The sequence below is a fragment of the Parapedobacter indicus genome, from assembly GCF_900113765.1.
In the GTDB taxonomy this organism is placed as follows: domain Bacteria; phylum Bacteroidota; class Bacteroidia; order Sphingobacteriales; family Sphingobacteriaceae; genus Parapedobacter; species Parapedobacter indicus.
This window is the reverse complement of the sequence record NZ_FOQO01000015.1, coordinates 35,379-55,681: the sequence shown is the minus strand read 5'-3', so window position 1 is coordinate 55,681 and position 20,303 is coordinate 35,379. Positions and strand designations below refer to the sequence as shown.

Genomic DNA, 20,303 nt, shown 5'->3' with positions numbered 1-20,303 from the left:
GGTCAGGCCGATTGCTTCCCCTTTTTAATAACAGTATGCGCTTGTACAAACAGCGATTTCACTTTGGCATCGTCCAATTGCAGGGCCTCGGCAATTTCCTCGAAGGAATACTGCAGGTCATAACGCATCGCCAGCACCTGCGCCTGCTCTTCGGTGAGCATGCCTTCGGTAACGAGCGGCTTCGTCCGGGTGGCGCGGTCCAGCTTGGTCGTATCCGAGAGTGCGGCTTTCAGGTTGGTGATGCATTGCTCCACGCGTTGCGCAACCTCATAGTCTGAGATACCGCCGAGGTGGTAGGCGATGCGTTCGTAATTGAATCCATACCGCAGGCATAGCCGGATGAATAGTTGCTGCTGGTCGGTCAGGTTAGGCAACAAGCCATTGATCTTCTCCAGTTGTCGTTGTTTTTCCATTTCCAACTGTTCGAGGTAGACGACATCCTCCTCCTGCTCCTCCTCCATTTCATAGCCCAGCATGAATTCCTGGAAATCCTCGATGCCATCCAGCCTCAACATGCTCCGGTGGAAACGATCGGTGGTTTTACCATAGTAGGCTTTGCCCGATTCGCGAAGCTGCAAGCCGAGAAATTCGTGCAGGTGGTCTACATCGCGGATGATATCCCGCATAAGCCACAGCCGGAGAAACGCCTCCTGTGCCATGGCGTGCGCCACAACATCATCTTTGACAAATCGCTCAGCCCGCCACGCGTAGCGACCGTAATAGGCATGATAGAAATAATTCAGCCCAGCTTCATCACCCGCTTTATAGGATTGGAAAAAACGCTCGATATTCTTTCTTGTTCGGTAGGTCGATGTGTGCATGTGTAGAATTTTAATCAATCGGTAATGTTTAGTTCAGACTTTAGTTTCTTGATCACTTCGACACCTTTATAGTGTCCGTTCACGGTATTGGTCAGTACCTCGCGGCTTACGCCGATTTTCTCGGCAATCTCTTTGATGGTACGCCGGGATTTTACAATTTCAAGCTTCAATGGCAAATTTTCAGGATACCTCGCTTTCTTCATTTTTTATTACTTTTGTGAATACGAAAGCAAAGTTTGTGAATATTTTTCATATTTACAAATAATTTGTGATTTATTCTCACAATGAACTATTTTTCAAAAAATATAAAATTCCTGCGGGAGAAGCGGAAACTGGGTCAGTCCGACCTTGCGAAAGTATTAGAAGTGTCGCGCGACAATGTAGCCTCCTACGAACGGGGGTCCATTCCGAAACTTGATGTGCTGGTAAGGATTGTGAATTTATTTCACACAGACCTGAAAGACTTGGTGGAAAAAGATCTAGAATCGATTTCTTCTTCTCAATATGCGGTAGCCGCCGATCCGGGTGTCCCGTATCAACGCACGCCTCCAAACGCAGATCTCACCCTGGAATCGCTCCAAAAACTCATCGAAATACAGGAAAAGTACATCAAAACACTGGAAGAAAAAATCGAGGCTGGCTCTAAATCCAAACGATAAAACCACTAGCTATACAGGTTAGCCATTTCAGGGCAAGACAAGGACAAGACAAACTGTAGCCATTCTTCTGATTAACTCCCTACTTTTTTCGGTCATTATCCGTGCGCTATACGGGGATTATCCGTGCGCTATCCGTGTAAATCCCGGATGGCGAACGGATAATCCTCAAACCCAGCACGCGACACGGCAGAACATGGGTAGAACCAAGTGGGAAGAAAGTCCCTAGTTGGTAGCTTAACTGTCTGAATGTTCGCCCCGCTCAAGCACCTCATCCACCATGCCGAATTCCTTGGCTTCCTGAGCGGTCATCCAGTGGTCGCGGTCCGATAGTTTATCCACCCGTTCGAAATCCTGCCCGCTGTGGGCGGCAATGATCCGGTAAAGCTCCTGCTGAATCTTCAGCGTTTGCCGGATGCTGATGTCCATATCGGCGGCCGTGCCCTGCATGCCGCCGGACGTCTGGTGAATCATTACGCGGGCATGGGGCAAAGCGGCACGCTTCCCTTTGGCTCCCGCACACAGCAACACTGCCGCCATGGATAGAGCAATACCCGTGCAGATGGTCGCCACATCCGGCCCGATGTACTGCATGGTGTCGTAGATACCCAGTCCGGCATAAACCGAGCCGCCCGGCGAGTTGACATACAACTGGATGTCTTTCTTCGGATCGGCCGATTGCAGGAATAGTAACTGGGCTTGGATAATGTTGGCCACACGGTCGTCTACCGGTTCACCAAGAAAAATGATGCGGTCTACCATGAGACGCGAAAAAACATCCATTTGGGCCACGTTGAGCTGTCGCTCTTCGGTAATGTAAGGTGTCATCGCCGTTGGAAACGTATAAGCCGGTAGACGAGAAAGATATTGGTCCACATACATGCCGTTAATGCCATGATGTTTTACGGCATACCGCCGGAATTCATTACTATTGATATTCATATTTGTAACTATTAATTGTTCAAAGATTAAGCACAGCGCTCCCGGCATACCCGCGTTAGGGCATGTCAAATGCTTATTTCCCAGCGAAATTTCTGTGATTACTTCCGGAAGAATCCCAGCACCCAATCGCGGAACTTATGGTGCTGTGAAGCTGTGAAAAGTACTTGATGCACCTGCTCCAATTCACTCCGCAGTTGCTGGCGACCATAGTCACGGACGACATGGTAAGTCTTACACTGCCAGTGGGCCTCTTCCCGAAGTATTGGATCCAAAAGCAAGTTAGCTTCGAAAAACAGGCGCTGTTCGCCGGAAGCCTGCCCTAGCAGACAATCTTCCATAAGCTGCAATTTATCCAACGAAGTCTTCATACTGCAACGATTTTTCTTTAACCACCTGTTTTACCTTCTGCAAGCATTTAAATTTCTGCACCGTAGCCGAACGGGTTCCCGAAAATCCAAACCGGTGTGCCAATTCCTGCATATCCAGCTTCTCGTAGTAAAATGCCGTGAGTACTTCCATGCACTTCCGCCCCGCAGCCTGCAATAATCGGAGAATACGTTTATCGGACAGTGTATCAGTGAGTGAATCACCATCCTCCCAATTTCCTGCCGAATCTTCGCTGTCGAATCCCGCCATCAATTGATCCAGTGACGCGAACCGCTGGTTTTCCACGTATCGCTTGGTCCACAAGTGCCGCACAATACCAAAGATATAGGCTTCCTCGTTTTGCTGTAAGTTGAGCCGCCCCTCGTACATTTTTTCATAATAGACCAATAAAGCTTCATGAAACACATCTTTAGCTTCCTCGAATGTACCGCCACGTTTAGACACATAACGCGCTACGGAAGGAAAAACGTGCTGATAAATTGCCATTATAGTTTTTTCCATGGTATACTCCTTTTAATATAATGTGTCATCCGACACCTAACTATCACCCAAACCTATCATTTATTTATCATATTTTTCTATCCGTCTATATCCGTCAAAACAAATCGAAGCAATATACTGTTAGTACGTAACAGCGGTCATTGCAAGGCAGAAACGCCAAGCAACTATCCAAGCCTTGCAGTGCAGCGACCGCTTGTGATTAAACTTTATACTGTAATATTTAACTGATGAGGATAGCTTATATTTCTACCTGCCAGCCTAGGGAGTGCGGTTTGGCCACGTTTAACGAAAATTTAGTACACGCGGTGGATCAACACATCTCTTTTTCCGAACATGGCAGCTTTATAGTGGCGTTGAATGACTCGGATGACAAACGCCAATATGCATATGACGACAGCGTAAAATTCGTGATCAGTCAGGAACGGTTGTCCGACTATCAGTCGGCGGCAGCATTTATTAACAGCAACGGAGTCGATATGTGTTGCATCCAACATGAATTTGGCATATATGGTGGCCGCAATGGCGTTTACCTACTTGGGTTAACCCGATTGCTGAAAGTCCCTTACACAGTTATATTCCATACTGTATTAGCGCAGCCTAATCCAATTCAGCTTTCTATTGTGAAACGGCTTGCGGACCGTGCGGCGGCGGTGGTTGTGATGACCAAAAAAGCAGTCCAATTGCTACGTGCCGTTTACGACATATCGACAAATAAAATCAAAGCCATACCTCATGGGGTGCCTGACTTCGACAAACCGGACGCGGTTACTCTCAAGACAAATCTTGGTTTGCCAGCCGAAAAAATCTTGCTTACTTTCGGACTGATCGGGCCCAGTAAGGGACTGGAGACCACCATTAAATCCCTTCCGGCCATATGCAAGCGGCATCCCGATGTGCGATACGTTATCCTGGGAAAAACCCATCCCGGTATTCTGCGGAGCTTCGGGGAAGATTACCGAACCAGTTTAATGCAATTGGCCGAAAAACTAGGTGTTGCGGATCACCTTATCTTTATCTCCGAATTCGTACACGAAAGAAAGCTCCATTCCTATTTATCGGCATGCGACCTGTACATCACTCCTTATCCCAATGAAGCTCAGATTACCAGCGGCACGCTGTCGTATGCGATTGGTGCCGGTGCGGCTGTTGTTTCTACCCCCTATTGGCATGCAGCCGAGTTACTCAAAAACAATCGGGGAAAGCTGTTTGACTTCAACAACGATCAACAGCTTTCATCTATTATCAATGAACTGTTGAGCAATCCCGCAGAGTTGAAAAGCCTCAAACGAAATGCTTATAAATATGGACTATCGCTACGTTGGCCAAAAATTGGCAAGCAATATGCCCAGCTCTTTAAAACGCACATTAAAACAGAAGAGAAGCCCTCGCTTCCCGAACAAGCACTTATGCAAGTAACTTCGTCCTTTAGTCGCACGCTTACCTGGAAAACAAGCGTTTGAAATGAGTAACAGAGATGAGATAGAGGAAAAGCCCGTAAACTTCCGTCTGCGGGCTTCGTTCGTAAATTAACTACCTTAAAATACTAAGGCAACACCCGTTGTATGGTTGTAGTATCCATCGGGCTTATGGAATCACGTATCGCCGTTGCATCCTCGTGATGCTTCTTCAATATGGGAAGCGTCTTAGAAGCGAAGGCTTTTAAATCGGCATTTTGTGCATCAGAGGAAGCGTCTTCAAACAAGGACACTACCTTATTGTGGTCTTTGACCATCATATCAATGTATTCCTTATCAAATTCAGCACCGGATTTCTCCCTGAGTTTGCGTTGTTTATCCGCTTGGTCTTTGCTAATCACCGGGGGCAGGGTGATATTATGTCGCGTGGCAATGGTCATCAACTCATCATTGGCTTTTTGGTGATCATTCACCATCATTTGGGCAAAATCCTTGACCCGTGGGTCGGTCGCCTTTTCTTGTGCCAACTTACCTAATTCCACTTCGGCCAGGCCTGCATCCGCAGCTTTCACAGCGAAGTCTCCGTCTTTCTCGTTTACCATCGCCGTCGTGTCATTCACGCCCTGTGCTTGTTCGACACTGTCATCCGCAGTTCGTCGATTGGTATTGTTACATGCCGCTCCACATACCGCGAAGAGAATCATTACCGTAAAAATTTGTAGTGTTTTCATGATATTTCAGTTTTGATATGTTCGCTTATCAAACCCGCTACCAGACTCTTCCATTGCGGGTAAGAAAGTCCTAGTTTTGCTCCTAAACCTACCGCCGCATTTCTCGTGTTGTCAACTATGGAATCCGTATCGGTATTTACCACTTCATTTCGCCCGTGATAACGAGCGGTCACCTTCCGCCCTTTTCGTTCCACAATAAGCGTGGACGTTGCTGTATCTTTAAAAAAATGGGCCGTTTCCTCGTTCAACTTCAACGGGTTATTGGTAGGCCGTAGGGTAAGGGAGCATAATTCATCCGAAACTTCCGTTACATCTTCAACAACAACCCAGTCATACCCATCTCCTGCCGAAGGTCCGGGGCCGGGTATATCGATCCGTATTTTATCTCCCTCTACGGGCTGGGATTTCACCGCTTCACCTCCATAAGCATCGGTCAGCACAAAAGTTGACACAGGTATTTCTGCTATTTCATACCAATGATTGATGTCTAATAGACGACGCTTTGCCAACTCGAAAAAAATGCGCGCGTCTTCTTCATTGGGCAATACCGCCTGTGCATCCAGGTCAAGCTGTTTTCCCGTATGCTGTGGGGGAATATCCGGCGAAGATCGCGTCTTGCTATCCTGTTTCATCTTATCCGGTTGTTTCTGTTGGGTCATCTGATTGAATCTGCTTGTCTCCCAACGGATCGCGCTCGTCTACCTCCGGAACATCGTCCGGACCTTCCCAAATCGGTTCATCGTCATCGCGCCTAGGGTCTTCAAATGGTGGCACCTGCCCTTCGTCGGGTTCATCGTCATCCTCGTCCGGATCGCCTTCAAGATCGTCAATTATTGGATTATGTGCTCCCCCAGCATCATCCTTTACCGGATACCCTTCTTCATCCAAATCACCACGGTCGTCCTCAGGTGTCTCTGCAAGCTTTCGGTCCGCTTCATCCAGTTCGGCAAGTTCATCGTCTGTGACTTCGTCATCCAGTTCGGCGAGTTCCCCTTCCAAAGCCGACCGCTTGTCGCGGTATTCATCCGGTGTATACTGATTTTCTTCGTCATAGGTAGAGTTGTCGTCTTCGCCTTCCGGAGCAGCGGTATTATAAGGTTCAGGATGCTCGTATTCGGTATCGGAAGTTTCGGGATCCAGCTCGAAGCTATTTTCTTCTTCATTGTACCGCAGGTCTTCTCCGGTAGGCTCTCTTGTTTCGTCGGTTTCTTCCACGTCAAGCGGAATCATCGGTGGCTTTTTCGTATCGGGTATCATAGTTCACTCCTTTTTTTATTCGTTACCTTATTATCTTATTACCTTCTTACTTATTTTATACAAACTGTCTGCATTTTTGATTTTTATTGTTTAAAAAAACACCTTACTTTTATCTTAATGTTTTGACTGCGTTGAGCAATTTTTCCTGCACGGCCAGCCGAGTATCCGGATACCCTTCCTCATCCACCCAGACGGAAATGGTTATTCTATAGCCATCCGGTTCTAACAAACCGATACCAATCAAATAATCCGCATTTACAAACAGATCGCTGGTTTGATTGAGGGTATCTGTTAATATACGTTTCGCGTGCTCGAAATCTACGTCATACGTTACTTTTAATTCTAAATCCAGTCGTCGTTTGCCCGCTTGACTCATGTTGACAATAACCTCATTGGATAGCTTGCTATTAGGTACGATGACCGTCCGGTAGTCCCGTGTAAGGATTACGGTAAAAAACAATTGAATGGATCGCACCTCCCCTTCTTGCCCCTGTGTGGATATCTGGTCGCCCACCCGGAAAGGTTTGAGCATAAGAATCAATACACCGCTGGCAAAATTCTGCAACGTACCCGATAAAGCCAATCCGGCAGCCACACCGAACGCTCCAACCAAGGCCGCAAACAAGGTCATTTGCAATCCCATCACTTGGATAACAAGCAAAATGAGCAAGATGCGCAGTGCTAGGACAATCAGATTTGAAAGAAAGACTTCTAAGGTAGGATCCCAATTTTTCTGATCAATCTTCCGCTTTATCCAACGGGTCAATTGCCTGATGAGCCACATTCCCAATAGCAAAATCAGGATGCCCAGTAACACCCGTGGCGCCTGATGAACTACCCAATCCACAAACCGGGCATAAAATTTTTCGATTTCCATATGGCGTCTGCTTTTGTTTAACGATGCAAAAAGCCTACCTACACGGCTATTTACCGAACGATATTCCTCACTGTACTAAATACTGCATAATCTTGTCCACATTTTAAAAAACATTGTTTTATAAAGAAGAAAGCCAGCGGCGCCAAATGGTTTGCAGAACGGAGAAAGTGCCTTCCTAGGCACAAATGCGAACAATTGGCCTACGTGGCATCTTCTATGCATCGTTTTCAGAAACAAAAAGAAAGGAGTATATAATGGCTTTACAAGAGAATCCACAACATCAAGAGGGCAAAACCACCAAGGCAATCGAAGAACAAACCGCCAAATTGCCCTCCAAACTTTTTCTTTGTGCGGCATTGGGAGCAATGGCGGTTTCCCTTGCATTGAAGTGTGCTGGTCACAAACATACGGCGTTATTCGTTGGCCAATGGGCTGCGCCTTTTCTGTTATTGGGTACCTACAATAAAATTGTGAAAACCCAGGGGCATGATCAACAAGACAGGTAAGCGTTAGGTTAATGGATAAACCAAGAAATAATGACTAAACCGGAAACTGGCAAGGTATTAAGCAACGTCTTCCTTTTTCAGGGGGCTTATTTTGTTATTACGGGTATATGGCCGTTGCTCGGCATGGATAGCTTTATCGCGGCTACAGGTCCCAAACAAGATACCTGGTTGGTGGAGATGGTAGGTCTATTGTCGGCCTCTATTGGCCTTACCTTTATTGTCGCCAGTTTGCGTCGGCAAAAGCTGCCACTTGTATTGGGCTACTCGGTGGCACTCAGTTTCCTAGCGATGGATCTTATATACGTAATCAGCGGTGTCATCGGCCGTGTCTATTTATTGGATGGTGCCATCCAATTGGTCTTTATCGTCACAGTGAGTTTCTTGGTAATCAAAAGAAAAAGTAACCTATTTTAATTCAAAAAACAACTATGTATACATTAGGTATCAATGCCGTTTTTCATGATTCAGCTGCCTGCATCGTTAAGGACGGGCGACTGCTTGCAGCAGTAGAAGATGAACGCTTTACACGCATCAAGCATGGAAAACGGCCCATCCCGTTTTCTACGTATGAACTACCTTTTCACGCAATTGACTATTGCCTGCAGGTAGCGGGAATCCACATAAAAGACGTAGACCAAGTGGTGTATTCATTTGACCCTTATCTCCTGATCGACGAAAAAAAGGCGAAAGAATTGGACCCGGCCGATCCGCAGCCCTGGGAAGGTCTGTTTCTGTCGTCCATCATCAATGCCCCGTCCCACTTAACAGACGGCTATCCGCATCACCTGCAAAAGCGATTCTTAGATGCCCATCAGGCTGATTGGGAATGGCACTTCATTGAGCACCACCTTTCCCACGCTGCCAGTGCATACCTGCCTTCCCCCTTTTCGGAGGCGGCGGTGATGGTACTTGACGGACGGGGAGAAGTGGCTACTACTTCCTACCACGTAGGACAGCAACAGAGCCTTACCCGGATCGGGCAGGTAGACCTCCCCCATTCCCTGGGCCTGCTGTATGAGGAAGTAACCACTTACCTGGGGTTTCTGCATTCCTCCGACGAATACAAGGTCATGGCATTGGCTTCCTATGGTAAGCCTACCTACGTGAAAGACTTTAGAGACATGGTATGGATGGGCGAACGGGGGCAGTACCGCATTCAGCAAACGCAGCTTGAGGCACGCTTTGGGCGAGCACGGCTACGTCATGAGCCGTTTACCAACCACCACTTCGATATTGCCCGCTCGCTTCAATATGTACTGGAAGAAACAGTGCTAGAGCTGACTTTATGGCTGTATGAAGTAACCAAACAACGTTGCCTCACCTTAGCAGGAGGTGTTGCACTCAATTGCGTGCTCAATGCTCGCATCCGCGATGACGGTCCTTTTGAGCAGGTATGGGTACAACCTGCGGCGGGCGACTCTGGCACGGCACTGGGCGCAGCGCTGTGGGCAGATGCCAAGCTACGCGGCGACCGGGAAAAGGCTTTTGTAATGGACCATGTCTATTGGGGCCCTTCATACGACGATGATGCCATTGGTGACTTCCTTGAAAAGGCAAAAGTTCCGTATACACAGATGGAGAATGTTGCCGAAGAAACTGCCGAATTGCTTGCGGCCAACCGCATCATCGGGTGGTTTCAGGGTGCGATGGAATATGGGCCGCGTGCACTTGGCAGCCGATCAATTCTGGCTTCTCCGATGCTACCTGAAATGCAGGCATGGCTCAATGAGGTAAAAGACCGCGAAGATTTCCGTCCGGTGGCCCCGGTCGTGACCGAAGAAGATGCGCCCCGTTGGTTTACGGACGCCCAACCGTCGCCCTTTATGCTTTTTGTCAATCAGGTGGCACCCCACAAGGCAGACTTGATACCCGCCGTCAAACACGTAGACGGAACGGCACGCATACAAACGGTCAACCGGGAGCAGCATCCGTTGTATTACGACCTGCTCAAGGCATTCGAACGGATCACAGGTATTCCCGTATTGATCAATACATCGTTCAACACAGTCGGTCGTCCCATCGTTTGTAGCCCGAGAGATGCACTCGAATGTTTTTGGACGTCGCCGTTTGATGTATTGGTTATGGGATCTTATTTAATTTCAAAACACGATGGAGAAAAAGATATCCGTGGTCATTCCCACGTACAAACGGCCTCAGCTTTTGGTTAATTGCTTGGATGCGCTCGCATCACAAACGTTGGATATGGCGGCTTTCGAGGTAATTGTTGTAAGCGATGGCCCGGATAGGCACACGCGTGACGCCACTACGCAATGGCATTCCACACATCCATCGATGAATTTCTGTTATTTAGCCACGCTAACCAAAAAAGGACCAGCAGCCGCCCGCAATATGGGATGGATGGCCGCCAAAGCGCCGCTCATCGCTTTCACGGACGATGACTGCCTGCCAGAACCTGGCTGGCTGGAAGCATTCGTATGCCGCTATCAGGGTGAGCCGCATCTGGTGATGACGGGCCGTGTGCAGGTACCGTTGTCAGCACAGCCCACAGACTTTGAACGGAACACCGCCCAGCTACAGACGGCGGAGTTCGTAACGGCCAACTGCTGTTGCTCAAAAGATGCCCTGCTGATTGTTGGCGGGTTCGATGAGTCATTCAGCATGGCATGGCGTGAGGACAGCGAACTGCAGTTTAAGATGATTACGGAGGGGATTCCGGTCTTACACGTCGACAGTGCCTGCGTACGGCATCCCGTACGGCCGGCTCCTTGGGGTGTTAGCCTCCGCGAACAGAAAAAAGGGCAGTATAACGCGTTGCTTTATAAAAAATATCCACGCCTGTTCCGGGAAAAAATCCAGAAGCATCCGGTATGGCAGTATTATGCTGCCCTTTTGCTGTTCATCACCTTCTGCGTAGCCTTGGTGTTGAATCTGACGCTGCTCGCACAACTGGCGTTTACTGGTTGGTTGCTTTCCATCGCTGTTTTCACATGGAAACGGTTACGCATGACCCGAAAATCCATGAGCCACATCACGGAAATGATGGTGACTTCCATTTTAATCCCCTTTGTTTCCATTTATTGGCAATGGTACGGTGCCGTTAAATACCGGATATTGTTACTTTAATTCCTAACAGCTATGCAACTTGATAACATCCGAAAAATAGTCGTTTTCAGAGCCTTGCAACTCGGCGATCTCCTATGTGCAATTCCGGCCATCCGGGCGTTACGTTGTCATTGGCCACAAGCAAGTATTACCCTCGTGGGATTGCCATGGGCAGAGCAGCTCACCCAACGTTTTCCGATGTATTTCGATGCAGTCGAACGTTTTCCCGGCTACCCCGGACTTCCCGAACAACCGTACGCTGTACAGGACCTACCGAACTTCCTCGCACGCATGCAGACGGAAAAATTCGATTTGGCTTTACAGATGCAGGGTGATGGCACATTGGTCAACCCGCTGGTCGAGTTGTTCGGAGCTGCGCAAGCCGCCGGATTTTATACAGAGACCAGTTATCGGCCACCTGGAGATTTATTCATCCCCTATCCTTCGCATGTGCACGAAGTATGCCGCCATCTGTTACTGATGCAACACCTCGATATTCCACATCAGGGATTGGACCTGGAATTTCCCCTTACCGATAAGGATCATGCTGATCTTGAAGCACTCGACTTACCGGTACAGCCGGGTGGCTATGTTTGCATTCACCCTGGAAGCCGGGCGGCGTGGCGGCAGTGGCCAACCTTAGCGTTTGCCAACATGGCCGATCGGTGTGCTGAATCCGGATACGACGTAGTGATAACCGGCACGAAAGAAGAAATGCCGATTGTGAAGCAAGTCGCCCAATCCATGCGCAACACGCCGATTGTCGCAGCAGGAAAGACCTCCCTCGGAGCATTGGCGGTACTCATCAAGCACGCCAAAGCCATCCTCTCCAATTGCACCGGAACATCGCATCTAGCTTCGGCCCTCGGAACCCCCGGTGTCGTCATCAGCATGGATGGCGAGCCAAACCGGTGGCGTCCGATAAATAAATCGGCTCTGGCGACCATTGACTGGATTAAGACGCCTGATTTAAGCTTGGTAGCCGAAGCCTTATTAAACAAGCTGACCATGCCCCTGGCTATCGAGCAGCTCGTCGATGGCGTTTAGCATGTCGTCTGGGTCAGGTAAACTTACCCGTTCCCGATACAAGGAACGATCTACATGGCGTATCACCTCGTTCCGACTTTGAAGACTCCTTTCCGTCACACTATAGGGAAAAAGTCTATGGGGGCAGCGCCAAGGTGTATGCTGTGGATTGGTAAGCGCATACAATACAACCAGCGGCCTTCCCAAGGCCGACGCCAAATGAATGGTAGCTGTATTGACGGATACTACCAGCGCTGCTTGTCGGATGACGGCCGCAAATTCGGCAATATTCAATAAACCGCCCACGGAGAATGTTCCCGCTCCGCATGCTTCGCACAGTTGATCGGTCCACGCTCGGTCTGCGGCGCTGCCGGTAAACAGCACCTGCTGTGTGGGATGGGCAATCAGAAAACGTTGTGTCAGCGCTATCCATTGCTCCGGCGGGAAAGCCCGCTTCGGTTCACTTACCCCCGCATGGAAAATCACGAACGGGCGTCCCACGTTTACACCGATGCGGTTCAGCTTGGCCATTGCCTGTGCATCGGCGACGTTGGGCAGGGCCAACGTAATCCGGTCGTCGTTGGAATAGGCACCTATTTGCTCCACCAGATCCAGATCGCGCGCCACCTGATGCCTGATGTGCGCATAGGGTTCGTCATCGGGCACCCAATGCGTAAGCAGTTCATACGGGTTTTCGCGGCAATAGGCCAACCGACGTGGAATACCTGCTGCCCAAGCCAGCATAGCGGTGGGCAGCGGATTCTGACTGTATACTGTAAAAATGACACAGCCATCGAAAGCGGCGCTTTCAAGCCGCGAAACCAACCCGTTCAGGTAGGCCGGTGAAATGGATGAAGTATGCTTCGCCCACGGAAAATTAGCGACGAGCGTTTCGTCTACTTCGGGCAGCAACGTGGAAGCCGTTGCTCCTGCTTCGGAGGTGAGCAGCGTAATTTTGCATCCAAAACTTCGCTTTATCGCGCGGATCGCCGGACTGCTCATCAGCACGTCGCCGATGTTATCCGGGCGGATCACCAATAGATTGGCACAGAGATTCCAGTTATCCATATCGTTACATGCTTGCGCTGTTTACTTGCGTATGCTCATAAATGCGCCGGATCAACTGTGTGGTAGATCGATTGGCCGTCAGCGGGATCAGTTCGACCCTGCCGCCGAGCGATTCTACAAGTTTTGCTTCCGGCAGCTCCGACACGTGATAGTCGCCCCCTTTCACAAAAACATCCGGTTCCAATACATTGATAAGTGATGCAGGCGTATCGTCCTCCGCACGGCCGAACACCACCAAGTGATCCACGCATCCGAGCCCGGATAAGACAGACAGCCGGTCGGAAATACCGTTAATGGGCCTCTCGGTGCCTTTGAGCCTTCGAATACTTTCATCGTCATTCACTCCAACGATCAGTACATCACCTAGTTTTTTCGCCTGTCTGAGGTAGTTGACATGACCACTGTGCAGGATATCAAAACATCCATTGGTAAACACAATACGGCGTCCCATACTTTTATAATACGCACGGATTTCCCGCAGGTGTTTTAGTGACGTCACCAGTTTCTGTTCGTTGTCCAACTTAGCCAAAAGCTCCAGGCGTGTGCATAAAGATGCCGTTTCCTTTTCGATGGCCACGGCGGCTGCAGCGGTGGCCATGGTGGCTGCGCGTTTGGCGTCTGCACCGGTGAGCAATACCAGGGTACAGGCGCTGATGAATGTGTCTCCCGCTCCGCAGACATGTGGAGAGGCTACCGGAATTGCACCGATATGAAAAGCCAGTTTTCCCTTTTCGAACCAAAGAGAGCCGTCCCTATCGAGCGTAAGTACGGTCCAATGCGCGTGCGTTTTTTGATAAATAGCTGCTCCGCATTTTTCGAGCAGGGCTTTTCGGTCTTTTCCCCGTCCTTCGTAGCCAAGGAGCTGCATCGCCTCCGTATAGTTCGGTTTCACCAGCGTCGGCGCCAACCGCTGGAAAAGAGATAGCCGTTTTGAATCGACCGCGATGAATTTCGATTGCCGCTGCGTTAACGCAAGGAGATGGTCGATGATGGTCGGTGTAATCACCCCTTTGTGGTAATCTGCCACAACGATGCCATCGCATGCGTCAAAATGCTGTTGCAAATGCAGAATGAGTTGCTGTTCCGATACCGCCGAAATTGGCGTATCATCTCCTCGGTCGATCCGTGCCAACGGATGGCCATCGGCCAGCACCCGCGTTTTTACCAACGTATTCCTCTTTTCCTCCCGAATCAGGCAGTCGGATGAAAACCCTGCCCCCGCCGCCAGGGCGCATGCCCGATCGGCCTCGATATCCGTACCGATAACCGAACAAAAAATCACTTGCGCCCCCAATGCAGCCAAGTTTGCCGCCACATTCGCTGCACCACCCGCCACCCAGTCGTCCGACTGTACATCCACCACGGGAACGGGGGCTTCGGGAGACAACCGCGTACTATCCCCATCAATGTATTCGTCGATTATGAAATCGCCAACCACTAAGATTTTCTTTTGCTCAAACTGCGCCGTAAATTGCCAATTATATTTTTCCATGTTCGGTGTTCTTTACTATCCAATCTGTTGCTTCGCTGAAACTGTCGGCGATATAGGAAGGACGCCGATATCCGTTATGCGCTTTCTGCCGCTCATGTCCAAGCCCATCAATCAACATCGTTTTGCAACCCGCCCGGTTACCCGCTTCTATGTCATCGAGTATATCGCCTACCATCCAGGAATCCCCAAGGTTTATTCCATAGGTTGCCGCGGCTTTCAATAATAAGCCCGGTGACGGCTTGCGGCAATCACACCGCTTCGTGTACGCTTGCACAGCGCCCTCGGGATGGTGCGGGCAATAATAAAAGCCCGACAAGGCTACTCCACTTTTGCCGAGCAACTGCTGCAGCTTAGCCTCCACGTCTACGAGTGCCTCTTCGCTGAAAAACCCCTTAGCCACGCCTGCCTGGTTGGTTATTACGAAGAAAGCATATCCCAGGGAATCAAGTAACCGGAGACCGTCGGCCACTCCGGTCAATAACTCTATTTTGCTGGGATCGGCGTTATAGGGAACATCCCGTATCAGTGTACCGTCCTTATCCAAAAATATCGCTCTTTTGTTTGACATAGTCTGGTTTTGGATTACCGTTTTGTGATACGGATAAATCAACTGCCTGAACCAACGAAGAAGATAAGGTAGCTGCCTGTCGCCGTACTGAGTAATTCACCAGTCGGCGTTCGACGATGGTACAAAGCAAATGAATGATGTGGAGGTGCAATTCCTGAATCCGTTGGGTGCTACTTGAGGGCACAATAAGGTTAATGTCGCCCCTTACTGCCGCCTGTCCGCCGTCCTTGCCAAGCAATGTCAGACATACCATACCCAGTTGTTTGGCTTTCTCCATGGCCTCCAATAGGTTGGGTGAGTTGCCACTCGTGCTTAGGCACATCAGCACGTCATCCGGCCGGCCATACGCCTCCACTTGGCGGGCGAAAACGTCGTTAAAGCCGATATCATTCGACCACGCGGTAAGCATTGCCTGATCGGCCATCAAGGAAATAACAGGCAATCCGACCCGATTTGGCATTTCAAACCGGCCTAATAGTTCAGCGGAAAAATGAAGGCTCTCTGCTGCACTGCCCCCGTTGCCACACACCAATACTTTCCCGCCTTTTTCAAATGCTTTCGCGAGCATGTTGCCGGCACGCAATATAGCGTCGGTTAGGCTATCTGCAGACAATCGAAATGTGTCGGCGGCTTCTAAAAAAGCAGTAGCGATGATCCGTTTGTCATCATCCTTCACATCCAGTTGCTCGGCAGTAAGTCTGCGGTATACTTCGTCCATCTGTTGCGCCACTTTCTTCCACGTGAAGCACTCATTGACACGCTTTATCGCATTTTGACGCAGGTACAGCTGCAAATCTTCGCTTTTAAGCACCAGTTCGAGTTTGCGGGCAAGGGCTTGAGGGTCCTTGGGCCGCACTAAAAACCCGGTTTTGCCATTGGCAACGCTATACTGGATACCTCCTACCTTGGCGCCAATGACAGGTGTGCCGCATGCCATCGCTTCCAATGGGGTAATACCAAACGGCTCATACCAAGGAGTTGACACAAATACGTCGGCAGCCGCATAGAAATACTTCAATTGCTCTCTGTTTTTCCGCCCCTCAAATGATACAGCATCCGCCACCCCCAATTCGGTAGCCATTTCCATCAGCCGCCGGTATTCCAGGTCGGCATGGAGATGGGGTTTTTCGTATTCCCCTCCCACGATCACCAGCTGGGCATCTATTGATTCTTTTCTCAATTGTGTCAATGCTTGGATGACCGTATCGATACCTTTTCGCGGCACCATCCTGCCTAGTTGCAGAATAATTTTGCGCGTGGGATGCATATCCAGCAGCATCCGGGCGTATGCCTTATCAATCGGGTGAAATTCGTGCGGACTGAAACCGCACGGCACCATGGTAATTTTATCGGGATCGGCCCGGTACAATTGGGTCAGATCTGCTTCATCCTGTGGGCACTCCGCAATAATGCCATCTGCAGCCTGCATGACCTGTGCTTCCACATCGCAGCGTTCTTCCGGAAATTTATCATTTTCACGTTGATGCATCAACCTCACTTTTCCCAGTGCATGAAAGGTAATCACAAAGGGAACGCCCAAACGCTCTTTGAGTTTCATGGCGACATAGCCCGACATCCAGAAATTGGCATGGAGCAATGCATACCGCTTCGGTTGCCTGGCCATGAACGCTTCCATAGATTCAGTAAATGCGTCCATATATTGAAATAGGGACTCCTTCGACAATTGCTTGGGTGGCCCGGCATCGACATGTATGATCCGCACATTGGATAGCCATTGCACTCCAATGGGTAACTTAGGGTCGTCCCTTCGGGTAAAGACATCAATCGCATAGCCCAACGCCGCCAACTGCCGCGCAAGCTCCCCTACATAAATGTTCTGTCCGCCACTGTCTACACCGCCGAGCATGGCAAGGGGCGAGGCATGTTCACTGATTAACGCAATCGTTTTATTCATGATATCTATTTGCTAATCGCTATATAAACTCGTTAACGGTTGCCGCTCAACCGCTTGGTTAAACAGCTTTTCCCACTCTTGTACAAACCGACGGATACCGAATCGCTCCAATGCATAGCGACGGGCATTGGTGCCCATCGAAGTTGCGAGATCCCGGTTTTCCAGCAAGAACATCATTTTATCGATGAGGCATTTCGGATCGAGATCTAAAAAGCCATTGAACCCGTCTCGGATATGCCGCACCATTTCTGTGGTGGCCAAACCGATGATGGGCATTCCGTACGTCATTGCCTCACACACGGCTAAGCCCATGCTGGTATAGCGAATGGGGTTGAATAAAAATCGATACTTACCGGCAAATGCTGGCAATTCGGGGTGCAGTACCTCCGATAACCCATAGGGTCCGGTTTCCATGCCCACCAAATCAAGGGGAATGTGTTCACGTAGTTCCAAAAAGAGATCAAACCCCAACATACGTCCGCGTTGAGGCAGGTTATTGATAATTACCAATCCCTTACCCAACTCACCGGTATAGGTGTATCCCCTATCCACAACGCCGTGTTCGATAACGCGAGTGTCCAGCTGGCCATTGTCCCACATTAGTTTATTAAAATAGGTTACATGAACCAAGGTTACGTCGCTTCCGCAAGCGATGTGCACCGTGTCCGTGGGGTGCCCCCAGGGCGGGTCATGCTGCAGGTAGATTTTGGGCAGGTCGCGCTGACGGGGTGACAGCACCTCGTACTGATCCCGCTGATAGTTATGGGTTGTTTGAAACAGAATGAGATCAAAATCGAGCTGTTGCACACTGTCTGCATCCACTTCATGCACGTTCGGACCGAATGGAAAAGTTGTACCCCGCCCGTAATATCCTTCCGAGCGCTCTTTATTTACGGGTATATACAGATCATAGTTCCCCTGCGACAGATAGTATAAATAACTTCCATGTATATGCCACGTAAAAATACGTAATCGGCTACTACTTGCGTTCATTTGCATTTTCAATTAATTCTTGAAGAAACACTTATATGCGGCATCCATCCCACCACCGTACGATATTGTATACAGGGGGGTCAAGCCGTGTACCACGCCGGTATAAAATGCGACACATTTTCAGACCTGCCCACCTCGTTATAATACAAGACACTTACTTACTGACTGTTACTTTTAAATTAAAGCCTTACTAAACGTCAAAACCTTACATCCAATCGCTTTGGCCTGTTTTTAGGATAGTTCGGTCTACCATTCTCCGATGTACTAAAAAGCAAACTTGTTGTCGGCTAACGGAAAGTATCTTAAAAAAACTAAAACCTTTGTGACCGTTGAAACGTATTCCTTACGACTGAAAAACGAAGAATAACACTTAACGATTGAAGGAAAGATTATGGAAGACTCAGCAAAAATCATTTGGGCTTCGCCTCAAACACTTGCCCGAGACGGCATCGTTGCATTGCTAAGCCAAGAGCCCGATTTCACTTTTGCGGAAATTGTTTCCAAACGAGAGGACATCACGACAGCACTTTCAGCTAAACAAGCTATCAATTTATTGGTTATAGACCATGTTTTTCTTGGAGATAATCCAACTTATCTGTCGACATTAAAGCAAATGGTTCCAACCATCAAGGTCCTCGTTCTTTCGGGAATCGACTATCACGAGGATATCCTCAGCCTAGTAAAATCGGGTGCCGATGGATACATTGTCAACGAGGCCAATAAGGACGAACTTGTCTTTGCCATTAAACATATCCTTGCCGGTAATACGTATATCTGCACGGCATTGTATTTAAAAGTGCTGGAATCCATTACGGCAACAGATTTTGGTAAAAATGGGCAGACCGTGGAATTCTCGCCGCGAGAGGAACAAATCCTGAAACTGATCGTAGAAGGATACTCAAATCAGGAAATCGCTTACCAACTCTTTACAAACAAGCGAACCATTCTCAAATACCGGGAAAGTTTACTGCAAAAGACAGGCGCACCCGATATCGGCACCGTGATCCGCATCGCACTGCAACAGGGCGTATTAAATTGATTTCATTATGGAAAAATCTGAAGACACCTTCGAAATTAGGCTGGCGGGCCGATTGATGGATAAACCGGTGCTCATCCGGCCCGAGCAGACGACCGATGGCATCCCGGTTTATCATTGCCTTCTTGAAGGAAGATCCATCAGTCAATTACGCCAGGAACCCTCCGGGGAATGGACTCAGATATGGGGCGACTTCCCACCTGAAATTATTCGGCAACTTGGGGAGTCCATCATGCAGCATATGGGATAACTGGCATTCATTTGGCTTCCGCAAAAATTTATATCGGCACATCCGGCTGGCATTATAAGCATTGGAAGGGGATTTTCTATCCCGAAGATCTAGCCGATAGTGACCAATTGCGCTTCTATACTAAGCGGTTTGACACCGTTGAAATCAACAATTCATTCTACCGGCAACCCAGCGAAAACACCTTTACGAAATGGAAAGAACAGACACCCGCAGATTTCCTATTTGCTGTGAAAGCGAATCGCTATATCACACATCTCAAAAAACTACATGAAGTAGCGGAATATGCAGCGAACTTCATACAACTGTCTGCACGGCTGGGAAAGAAATTGGGACCCTTTTTATTTCAATTGCCTCCATTTTGGAAATTGAACCTTACACGCTTATCAGATTTTGCCGAGGCGCTGCCGAAGGGATATCGTTACGTATTTGAATTCCGAAATGCCGACTGGTATGTTCCGGAGGTTTACGAAGTCCTCCGCCAGTACAATTTTGCCTTTTGTATCTATGAATTAGCAGGCCATCAATCGCCAATTGAGATAACCGCCGACTTTGTGTACGTGCGTTTGCATGGGCCCGGCGGCAAATATCAGGGAAAATATACAGACAACGATCTGGCCAAATGGGCCAAACAATGCCGGAGATGGCAACAAGCGAAAAAGGATGTGTTCTTTTATTTTGACAACGATGAAAAGGGATATGCTGCCGACAACGCCGGTACACTAGCCACTTTGTTACACTCATCAGTTAACAAAAAATCCGAAGCGGAGTAGTCATAAATATACACCGATACCCAAAAAAA

The 20,303-nt window shown here is 48.9% G+C and carries 24 protein-coding genes; 10 read left to right on the top strand and 14 right to left on the bottom strand.

All coding sequences use genetic code 11. From position 1 onward, the window contains the following. Window positions 1-2: 2 nt before the first annotated feature. Together BMZ56_RS23830 and BMZ56_RS23825 are read right to left on the bottom strand one after the other, a co-directional pair. A complete protein-coding gene (locus BMZ56_RS23830; RefSeq protein ID WP_090631966.1) occupies window positions 3-821 on the bottom strand; it encodes a sigma factor-like helix-turn-helix DNA-binding protein in 819 nt (272 codons plus the stop codon). Window positions 822-835: 14 nt separating this feature from the next. Then, complete coding sequence (locus BMZ56_RS23825; protein ID WP_090631964.1) at window positions 836-1,024, bottom strand: hypothetical protein; 189 nt, start codon at window positions 1,022-1,024, stop codon at window positions 836-838. Between the two features lie 81 nt (window positions 1,025-1,105). On the opposite strand from BMZ56_RS23825, the gene BMZ56_RS23820 reads away from it, so the two are divergent. Next, on the top strand, window positions 1,106-1,480 hold the full coding sequence (locus BMZ56_RS23820) for a helix-turn-helix domain-containing protein (protein WP_090631962.1): 375 nt from the start codon (window positions 1,106-1,108) through the stop codon (window positions 1,478-1,480). A gap of 234 nt (window positions 1,481-1,714) precedes the next feature. Here BMZ56_RS23820 and BMZ56_RS23815 read toward each other — a convergent pair whose 3' ends face one another. The 3 genes from BMZ56_RS23815 to BMZ56_RS23805 all read right to left on the bottom strand — a co-directional run bounded on the left by BMZ56_RS23815 (window position 1,715) and on the right by BMZ56_RS23805 (window position 3,307). Next, entirely contained in the window at window positions 1,715-2,419 is a 705-nt protein-coding gene (locus BMZ56_RS23815; protein WP_090631959.1) for an ATP-dependent Clp protease proteolytic subunit, read from the bottom strand. 98 nt (window positions 2,420-2,517) lie between these two features. Continuing rightward, entirely contained in the window at window positions 2,518-2,787 is a 270-nt protein-coding gene (locus BMZ56_RS23810; RefSeq protein ID WP_090631957.1) for a hypothetical protein, read from the bottom strand. Then, window positions 2,768-3,307, bottom strand: a complete 540-nt coding sequence (locus tag BMZ56_RS23805; RefSeq protein WP_090631955.1) for an RNA polymerase sigma factor — start codon at window positions 3,305-3,307, stop codon at window positions 2,768-2,770. The genes BMZ56_RS23810 and BMZ56_RS23805 overlap by 20 nt, the downstream gene beginning before the upstream one ends. Before the next feature lie 227 nt (window positions 3,308-3,534). Here BMZ56_RS23805 and BMZ56_RS23800 point away from each other — a divergent pair, with 227 nt between their 5' ends. Beyond that, window positions 3,535-4,767, top strand: coding sequence for a glycosyltransferase family 4 protein (locus BMZ56_RS23800; RefSeq protein ID WP_090631954.1), 1,233 nt, complete (start codon window positions 3,535-3,537; stop codon window positions 4,765-4,767). Between the two features lie 83 nt (window positions 4,768-4,850). Here BMZ56_RS23800 and BMZ56_RS23795 read toward each other — a convergent pair whose 3' ends face one another. The 4 genes from BMZ56_RS23795 to BMZ56_RS23780 form a co-directional block, all read right to left on the bottom strand. After that, window positions 4,851-5,453 (bottom strand): DUF4142 domain-containing protein, encoded by a 603-nt coding sequence (locus BMZ56_RS23795; protein ID WP_090631950.1) that lies wholly within the window; start codon window positions 5,451-5,453, stop codon window positions 4,851-4,853. Next, the gene (locus tag BMZ56_RS23790; protein WP_245893381.1) at window positions 5,450-6,112 is read right to left on the bottom strand and encodes a hypothetical protein; all 663 of its coding nucleotides are present in this window, start codon (window positions 6,110-6,112) and stop codon (window positions 5,450-5,452) included. Before BMZ56_RS23790 ends, BMZ56_RS23795 begins: the two co-directional genes overlap by 4 nt. Beyond that, the gene (locus BMZ56_RS23785; protein ID WP_090631947.1) at window positions 6,087-6,710 is read right to left on the bottom strand and encodes a hypothetical protein; all 624 of its coding nucleotides are present in this window, start codon (window positions 6,708-6,710) and stop codon (window positions 6,087-6,089) included. The genes BMZ56_RS23790 and BMZ56_RS23785 overlap by 26 nt, the downstream gene beginning before the upstream one ends. Window positions 6,711-6,819: 109 nt before the next feature. Next, window positions 6,820-7,587 (bottom strand): mechanosensitive ion channel family protein, encoded by a 768-nt coding sequence (locus BMZ56_RS23780; RefSeq protein WP_090631944.1) that lies wholly within the window; start codon window positions 7,585-7,587, stop codon window positions 6,820-6,822. Between the two features lie 254 nt (window positions 7,588-7,841). Between BMZ56_RS23780 and BMZ56_RS23775 the strand changes: the two genes are divergently transcribed. From BMZ56_RS23775 to BMZ56_RS23755, 5 genes are read left to right on the top strand one after another with little or no spacing between them, the layout of a single operon-like run. Beyond that, window positions 7,842-8,093 (top strand): hypothetical protein, encoded by a 252-nt coding sequence (locus BMZ56_RS23775; RefSeq protein WP_090632217.1) that lies wholly within the window; start codon window positions 7,842-7,844, stop codon window positions 8,091-8,093. Between the two features lie 30 nt (window positions 8,094-8,123). Continuing rightward, window positions 8,124-8,507, top strand: a complete 384-nt coding sequence (locus BMZ56_RS23770; RefSeq protein WP_090631942.1) for a hypothetical protein — start codon at window positions 8,124-8,126, stop codon at window positions 8,505-8,507. Window positions 8,508-8,521: 14 nt separating this feature from the next. After that, complete coding sequence (locus tag BMZ56_RS23765) at window positions 8,522-10,261, top strand: carbamoyltransferase family protein (protein ID WP_090631939.1); 1,740 nt, start codon at window positions 8,522-8,524, stop codon at window positions 10,259-10,261. After that, window positions 10,203-11,177, top strand: coding sequence for a glycosyltransferase family 2 protein (locus tag BMZ56_RS23760; RefSeq protein ID WP_090631937.1), 975 nt, complete (start codon window positions 10,203-10,205; stop codon window positions 11,175-11,177). Before BMZ56_RS23765 ends, BMZ56_RS23760 begins: the two co-directional genes overlap by 59 nt. A 12-nt stretch (window positions 11,178-11,189) precedes the next feature. Continuing rightward, complete coding sequence (locus BMZ56_RS23755) at window positions 11,190-12,203, top strand: glycosyltransferase family 9 protein (RefSeq protein ID WP_090631934.1); 1,014 nt, start codon at window positions 11,190-11,192, stop codon at window positions 12,201-12,203. Here the strand turns inward: BMZ56_RS23755 and BMZ56_RS23750 are convergent. The 5 genes from BMZ56_RS23750 to BMZ56_RS23730 are packed head-to-tail and all read right to left on the bottom strand — an operon-like array spanning window position 12,150 to window position 18,218. Next, window positions 12,150-13,250 carry a glycosyltransferase family 9 protein gene (locus BMZ56_RS23750; RefSeq protein ID WP_090631933.1) on the bottom strand — a complete coding sequence of 367 codons (1,101 nt, stop codon included), beginning with the start codon at window positions 13,248-13,250 and terminating at the stop codon, window positions 12,150-12,152. The genes BMZ56_RS23755 and BMZ56_RS23750 overlap by 54 nt on opposite strands. A gap of 4 nt (window positions 13,251-13,254) precedes the next feature. After that, on the bottom strand, window positions 13,255-14,742 hold the full coding sequence (rfaE2, locus tag BMZ56_RS23745) for a D-glycero-beta-D-manno-heptose 1-phosphate adenylyltransferase (RefSeq protein ID WP_090631930.1): 1,488 nt from the start codon (window positions 14,740-14,742) through the stop codon (window positions 13,255-13,257). After that, window positions 14,729-15,310, bottom strand: coding sequence for a D-glycero-alpha-D-manno-heptose-1,7-bisphosphate 7-phosphatase (locus BMZ56_RS23740; RefSeq protein WP_090631929.1), 582 nt, complete (start codon window positions 15,308-15,310; stop codon window positions 14,729-14,731). The genes rfaE2 and BMZ56_RS23740 overlap by 14 nt, the downstream gene beginning before the upstream one ends. After that, a complete protein-coding gene (locus BMZ56_RS23735; RefSeq protein ID WP_090631926.1) occupies window positions 15,279-17,225 on the bottom strand; it encodes a glycosyltransferase in 1,947 nt (648 codons plus the stop codon). The genes BMZ56_RS23740 and BMZ56_RS23735 overlap by 32 nt, the downstream gene beginning before the upstream one ends. 12 nt (window positions 17,226-17,237) lie before the next feature. After that, window positions 17,238-18,218: a glycosyltransferase gene (locus BMZ56_RS23730; RefSeq protein ID WP_090632214.1), complete on the bottom strand. Its 981-nt coding sequence runs from the start codon at window positions 18,216-18,218 to the stop codon at window positions 17,238-17,240. Window positions 18,219-18,609: 391 nt separating this feature from the next. Between BMZ56_RS23730 and BMZ56_RS23725 the strand changes: the two genes are divergently transcribed. Genes BMZ56_RS23725 through BMZ56_RS23715 form a run of 3 tightly spaced genes read left to right on the top strand, consistent with a single transcriptional unit; the run spans window position 18,610 to window position 20,274 of the window. Further along, window positions 18,610-19,257, top strand: coding sequence for a LuxR C-terminal-related transcriptional regulator (locus BMZ56_RS23725; protein ID WP_090631923.1), 648 nt, complete (start codon window positions 18,610-18,612; stop codon window positions 19,255-19,257). Between the two features lie 7 nt (window positions 19,258-19,264). After that, window positions 19,265-19,504 carry a hypothetical protein gene (locus BMZ56_RS23720; protein WP_090631921.1) on the top strand — a complete coding sequence of 80 codons (240 nt, stop codon included), beginning with the start codon at window positions 19,265-19,267 and terminating at the stop codon, window positions 19,502-19,504. An 11-nt stretch (window positions 19,505-19,515) separates the two neighbouring features. Next, on the top strand, window positions 19,516-20,274 hold the full coding sequence (locus BMZ56_RS23715) for a DUF72 domain-containing protein (protein WP_245893383.1): 759 nt from the start codon (window positions 19,516-19,518) through the stop codon (window positions 20,272-20,274). The last annotated feature ends 29 nt before the right edge of the window (window positions 20,275-20,303 follow it).

What these genes read in the sequence shown, in the direction of transcription:
- BMZ56_RS23725 (WP_090631923.1), top strand. Translation starts at nt 18,610, where the DNA reads ATGGAAGACTCAGCAAAAATCATTTGGGCTTCGCCTCAAACACTTGCC.
- BMZ56_RS23730 (WP_090632214.1), bottom strand. Translation starts at nt 18,218, where the DNA reads ATGAACGCAAGTAGTAGCCGATTACGTATTTTTACGTGGCATATACAT.
- BMZ56_RS23760 (WP_090631937.1), top strand. Translation starts at nt 10,203, where the DNA reads ATGGAGAAAAAGATATCCGTGGTCATTCCCACGTACAAACGGCCTCAG.
- BMZ56_RS23780 (WP_090631944.1), bottom strand. Translation starts at nt 7,587, where the DNA reads ATGGAAATCGAAAAATTTTATGCCCGGTTTGTGGATTGGGTAGTTCAT.
- BMZ56_RS23825 (WP_090631964.1), bottom strand. Translation starts at nt 1,024, where the DNA reads ATGAAGAAAGCGAGGTATCCTGAAAATTTGCCATTGAAGCTTGAAATT.
- BMZ56_RS23750 (WP_090631933.1), bottom strand. Translation starts at nt 13,250, where the DNA reads ATGGATAACTGGAATCTCTGTGCCAATCTATTGGTGATCCGCCCGGAT.
- BMZ56_RS23785 (WP_090631947.1), bottom strand. Translation starts at nt 6,710, where the DNA reads ATGATACCCGATACGAAAAAGCCACCGATGATTCCGCTTGACGTGGAA.
- BMZ56_RS23765 (WP_090631939.1), top strand. Translation starts at nt 8,522, where the DNA reads ATGTATACATTAGGTATCAATGCCGTTTTTCATGATTCAGCTGCCTGC.
- BMZ56_RS23720 (WP_090631921.1), top strand. Translation starts at nt 19,265, where the DNA reads ATGGAAAAATCTGAAGACACCTTCGAAATTAGGCTGGCGGGCCGATTG.
- BMZ56_RS23755 (WP_090631934.1), top strand. Translation starts at nt 11,190, where the DNA reads ATGCAACTTGATAACATCCGAAAAATAGTCGTTTTCAGAGCCTTGCAA.
- BMZ56_RS23800 (WP_090631954.1), top strand. Translation starts at nt 3,535, where the DNA reads ATGAGGATAGCTTATATTTCTACCTGCCAGCCTAGGGAGTGCGGTTTG.
- BMZ56_RS23790 (WP_245893381.1), bottom strand. Translation starts at nt 6,112, where the DNA reads ATGACCCAACAGAAACAACCGGATAAGATGAAACAGGATAGCAAGACG.
- BMZ56_RS23820 (WP_090631962.1), top strand. Translation starts at nt 1,106, where the DNA reads ATGAACTATTTTTCAAAAAATATAAAATTCCTGCGGGAGAAGCGGAAA.
- BMZ56_RS23815 (WP_090631959.1), bottom strand. Translation starts at nt 2,419, where the DNA reads ATGAATATCAATAGTAATGAATTCCGGCGGTATGCCGTAAAACATCAT.
- BMZ56_RS23810 (WP_090631957.1), bottom strand. Translation starts at nt 2,787, where the DNA reads ATGAAGACTTCGTTGGATAAATTGCAGCTTATGGAAGATTGTCTGCTA.
- BMZ56_RS23740 (WP_090631929.1), bottom strand. Translation starts at nt 15,310, where the DNA reads ATGTCAAACAAAAGAGCGATATTTTTGGATAAGGACGGTACACTGATA.
- BMZ56_RS23830 (WP_090631966.1), bottom strand. Translation starts at nt 821, where the DNA reads ATGCACACATCGACCTACCGAACAAGAAAGAATATCGAGCGTTTTTTC.
- BMZ56_RS23735 (WP_090631926.1), bottom strand. Translation starts at nt 17,225, where the DNA reads ATGAATAAAACGATTGCGTTAATCAGTGAACATGCCTCGCCCCTTGCC.
- BMZ56_RS23775 (WP_090632217.1), top strand. Translation starts at nt 7,842, where the DNA reads ATGGCTTTACAAGAGAATCCACAACATCAAGAGGGCAAAACCACCAAG.
- BMZ56_RS23795 (WP_090631950.1), bottom strand. Translation starts at nt 5,453, where the DNA reads ATGAAAACACTACAAATTTTTACGGTAATGATTCTCTTCGCGGTATGT.
- rfaE2 (WP_090631930.1), bottom strand. Translation starts at nt 14,742, where the DNA reads ATGGAAAAATATAATTGGCAATTTACGGCGCAGTTTGAGCAAAAGAAA.
- BMZ56_RS23805 (WP_090631955.1), bottom strand. Translation starts at nt 3,307, where the DNA reads ATGGAAAAAACTATAATGGCAATTTATCAGCACGTTTTTCCTTCCGTA.
- BMZ56_RS23770 (WP_090631942.1), top strand. Translation starts at nt 8,124, where the DNA reads ATGACTAAACCGGAAACTGGCAAGGTATTAAGCAACGTCTTCCTTTTT.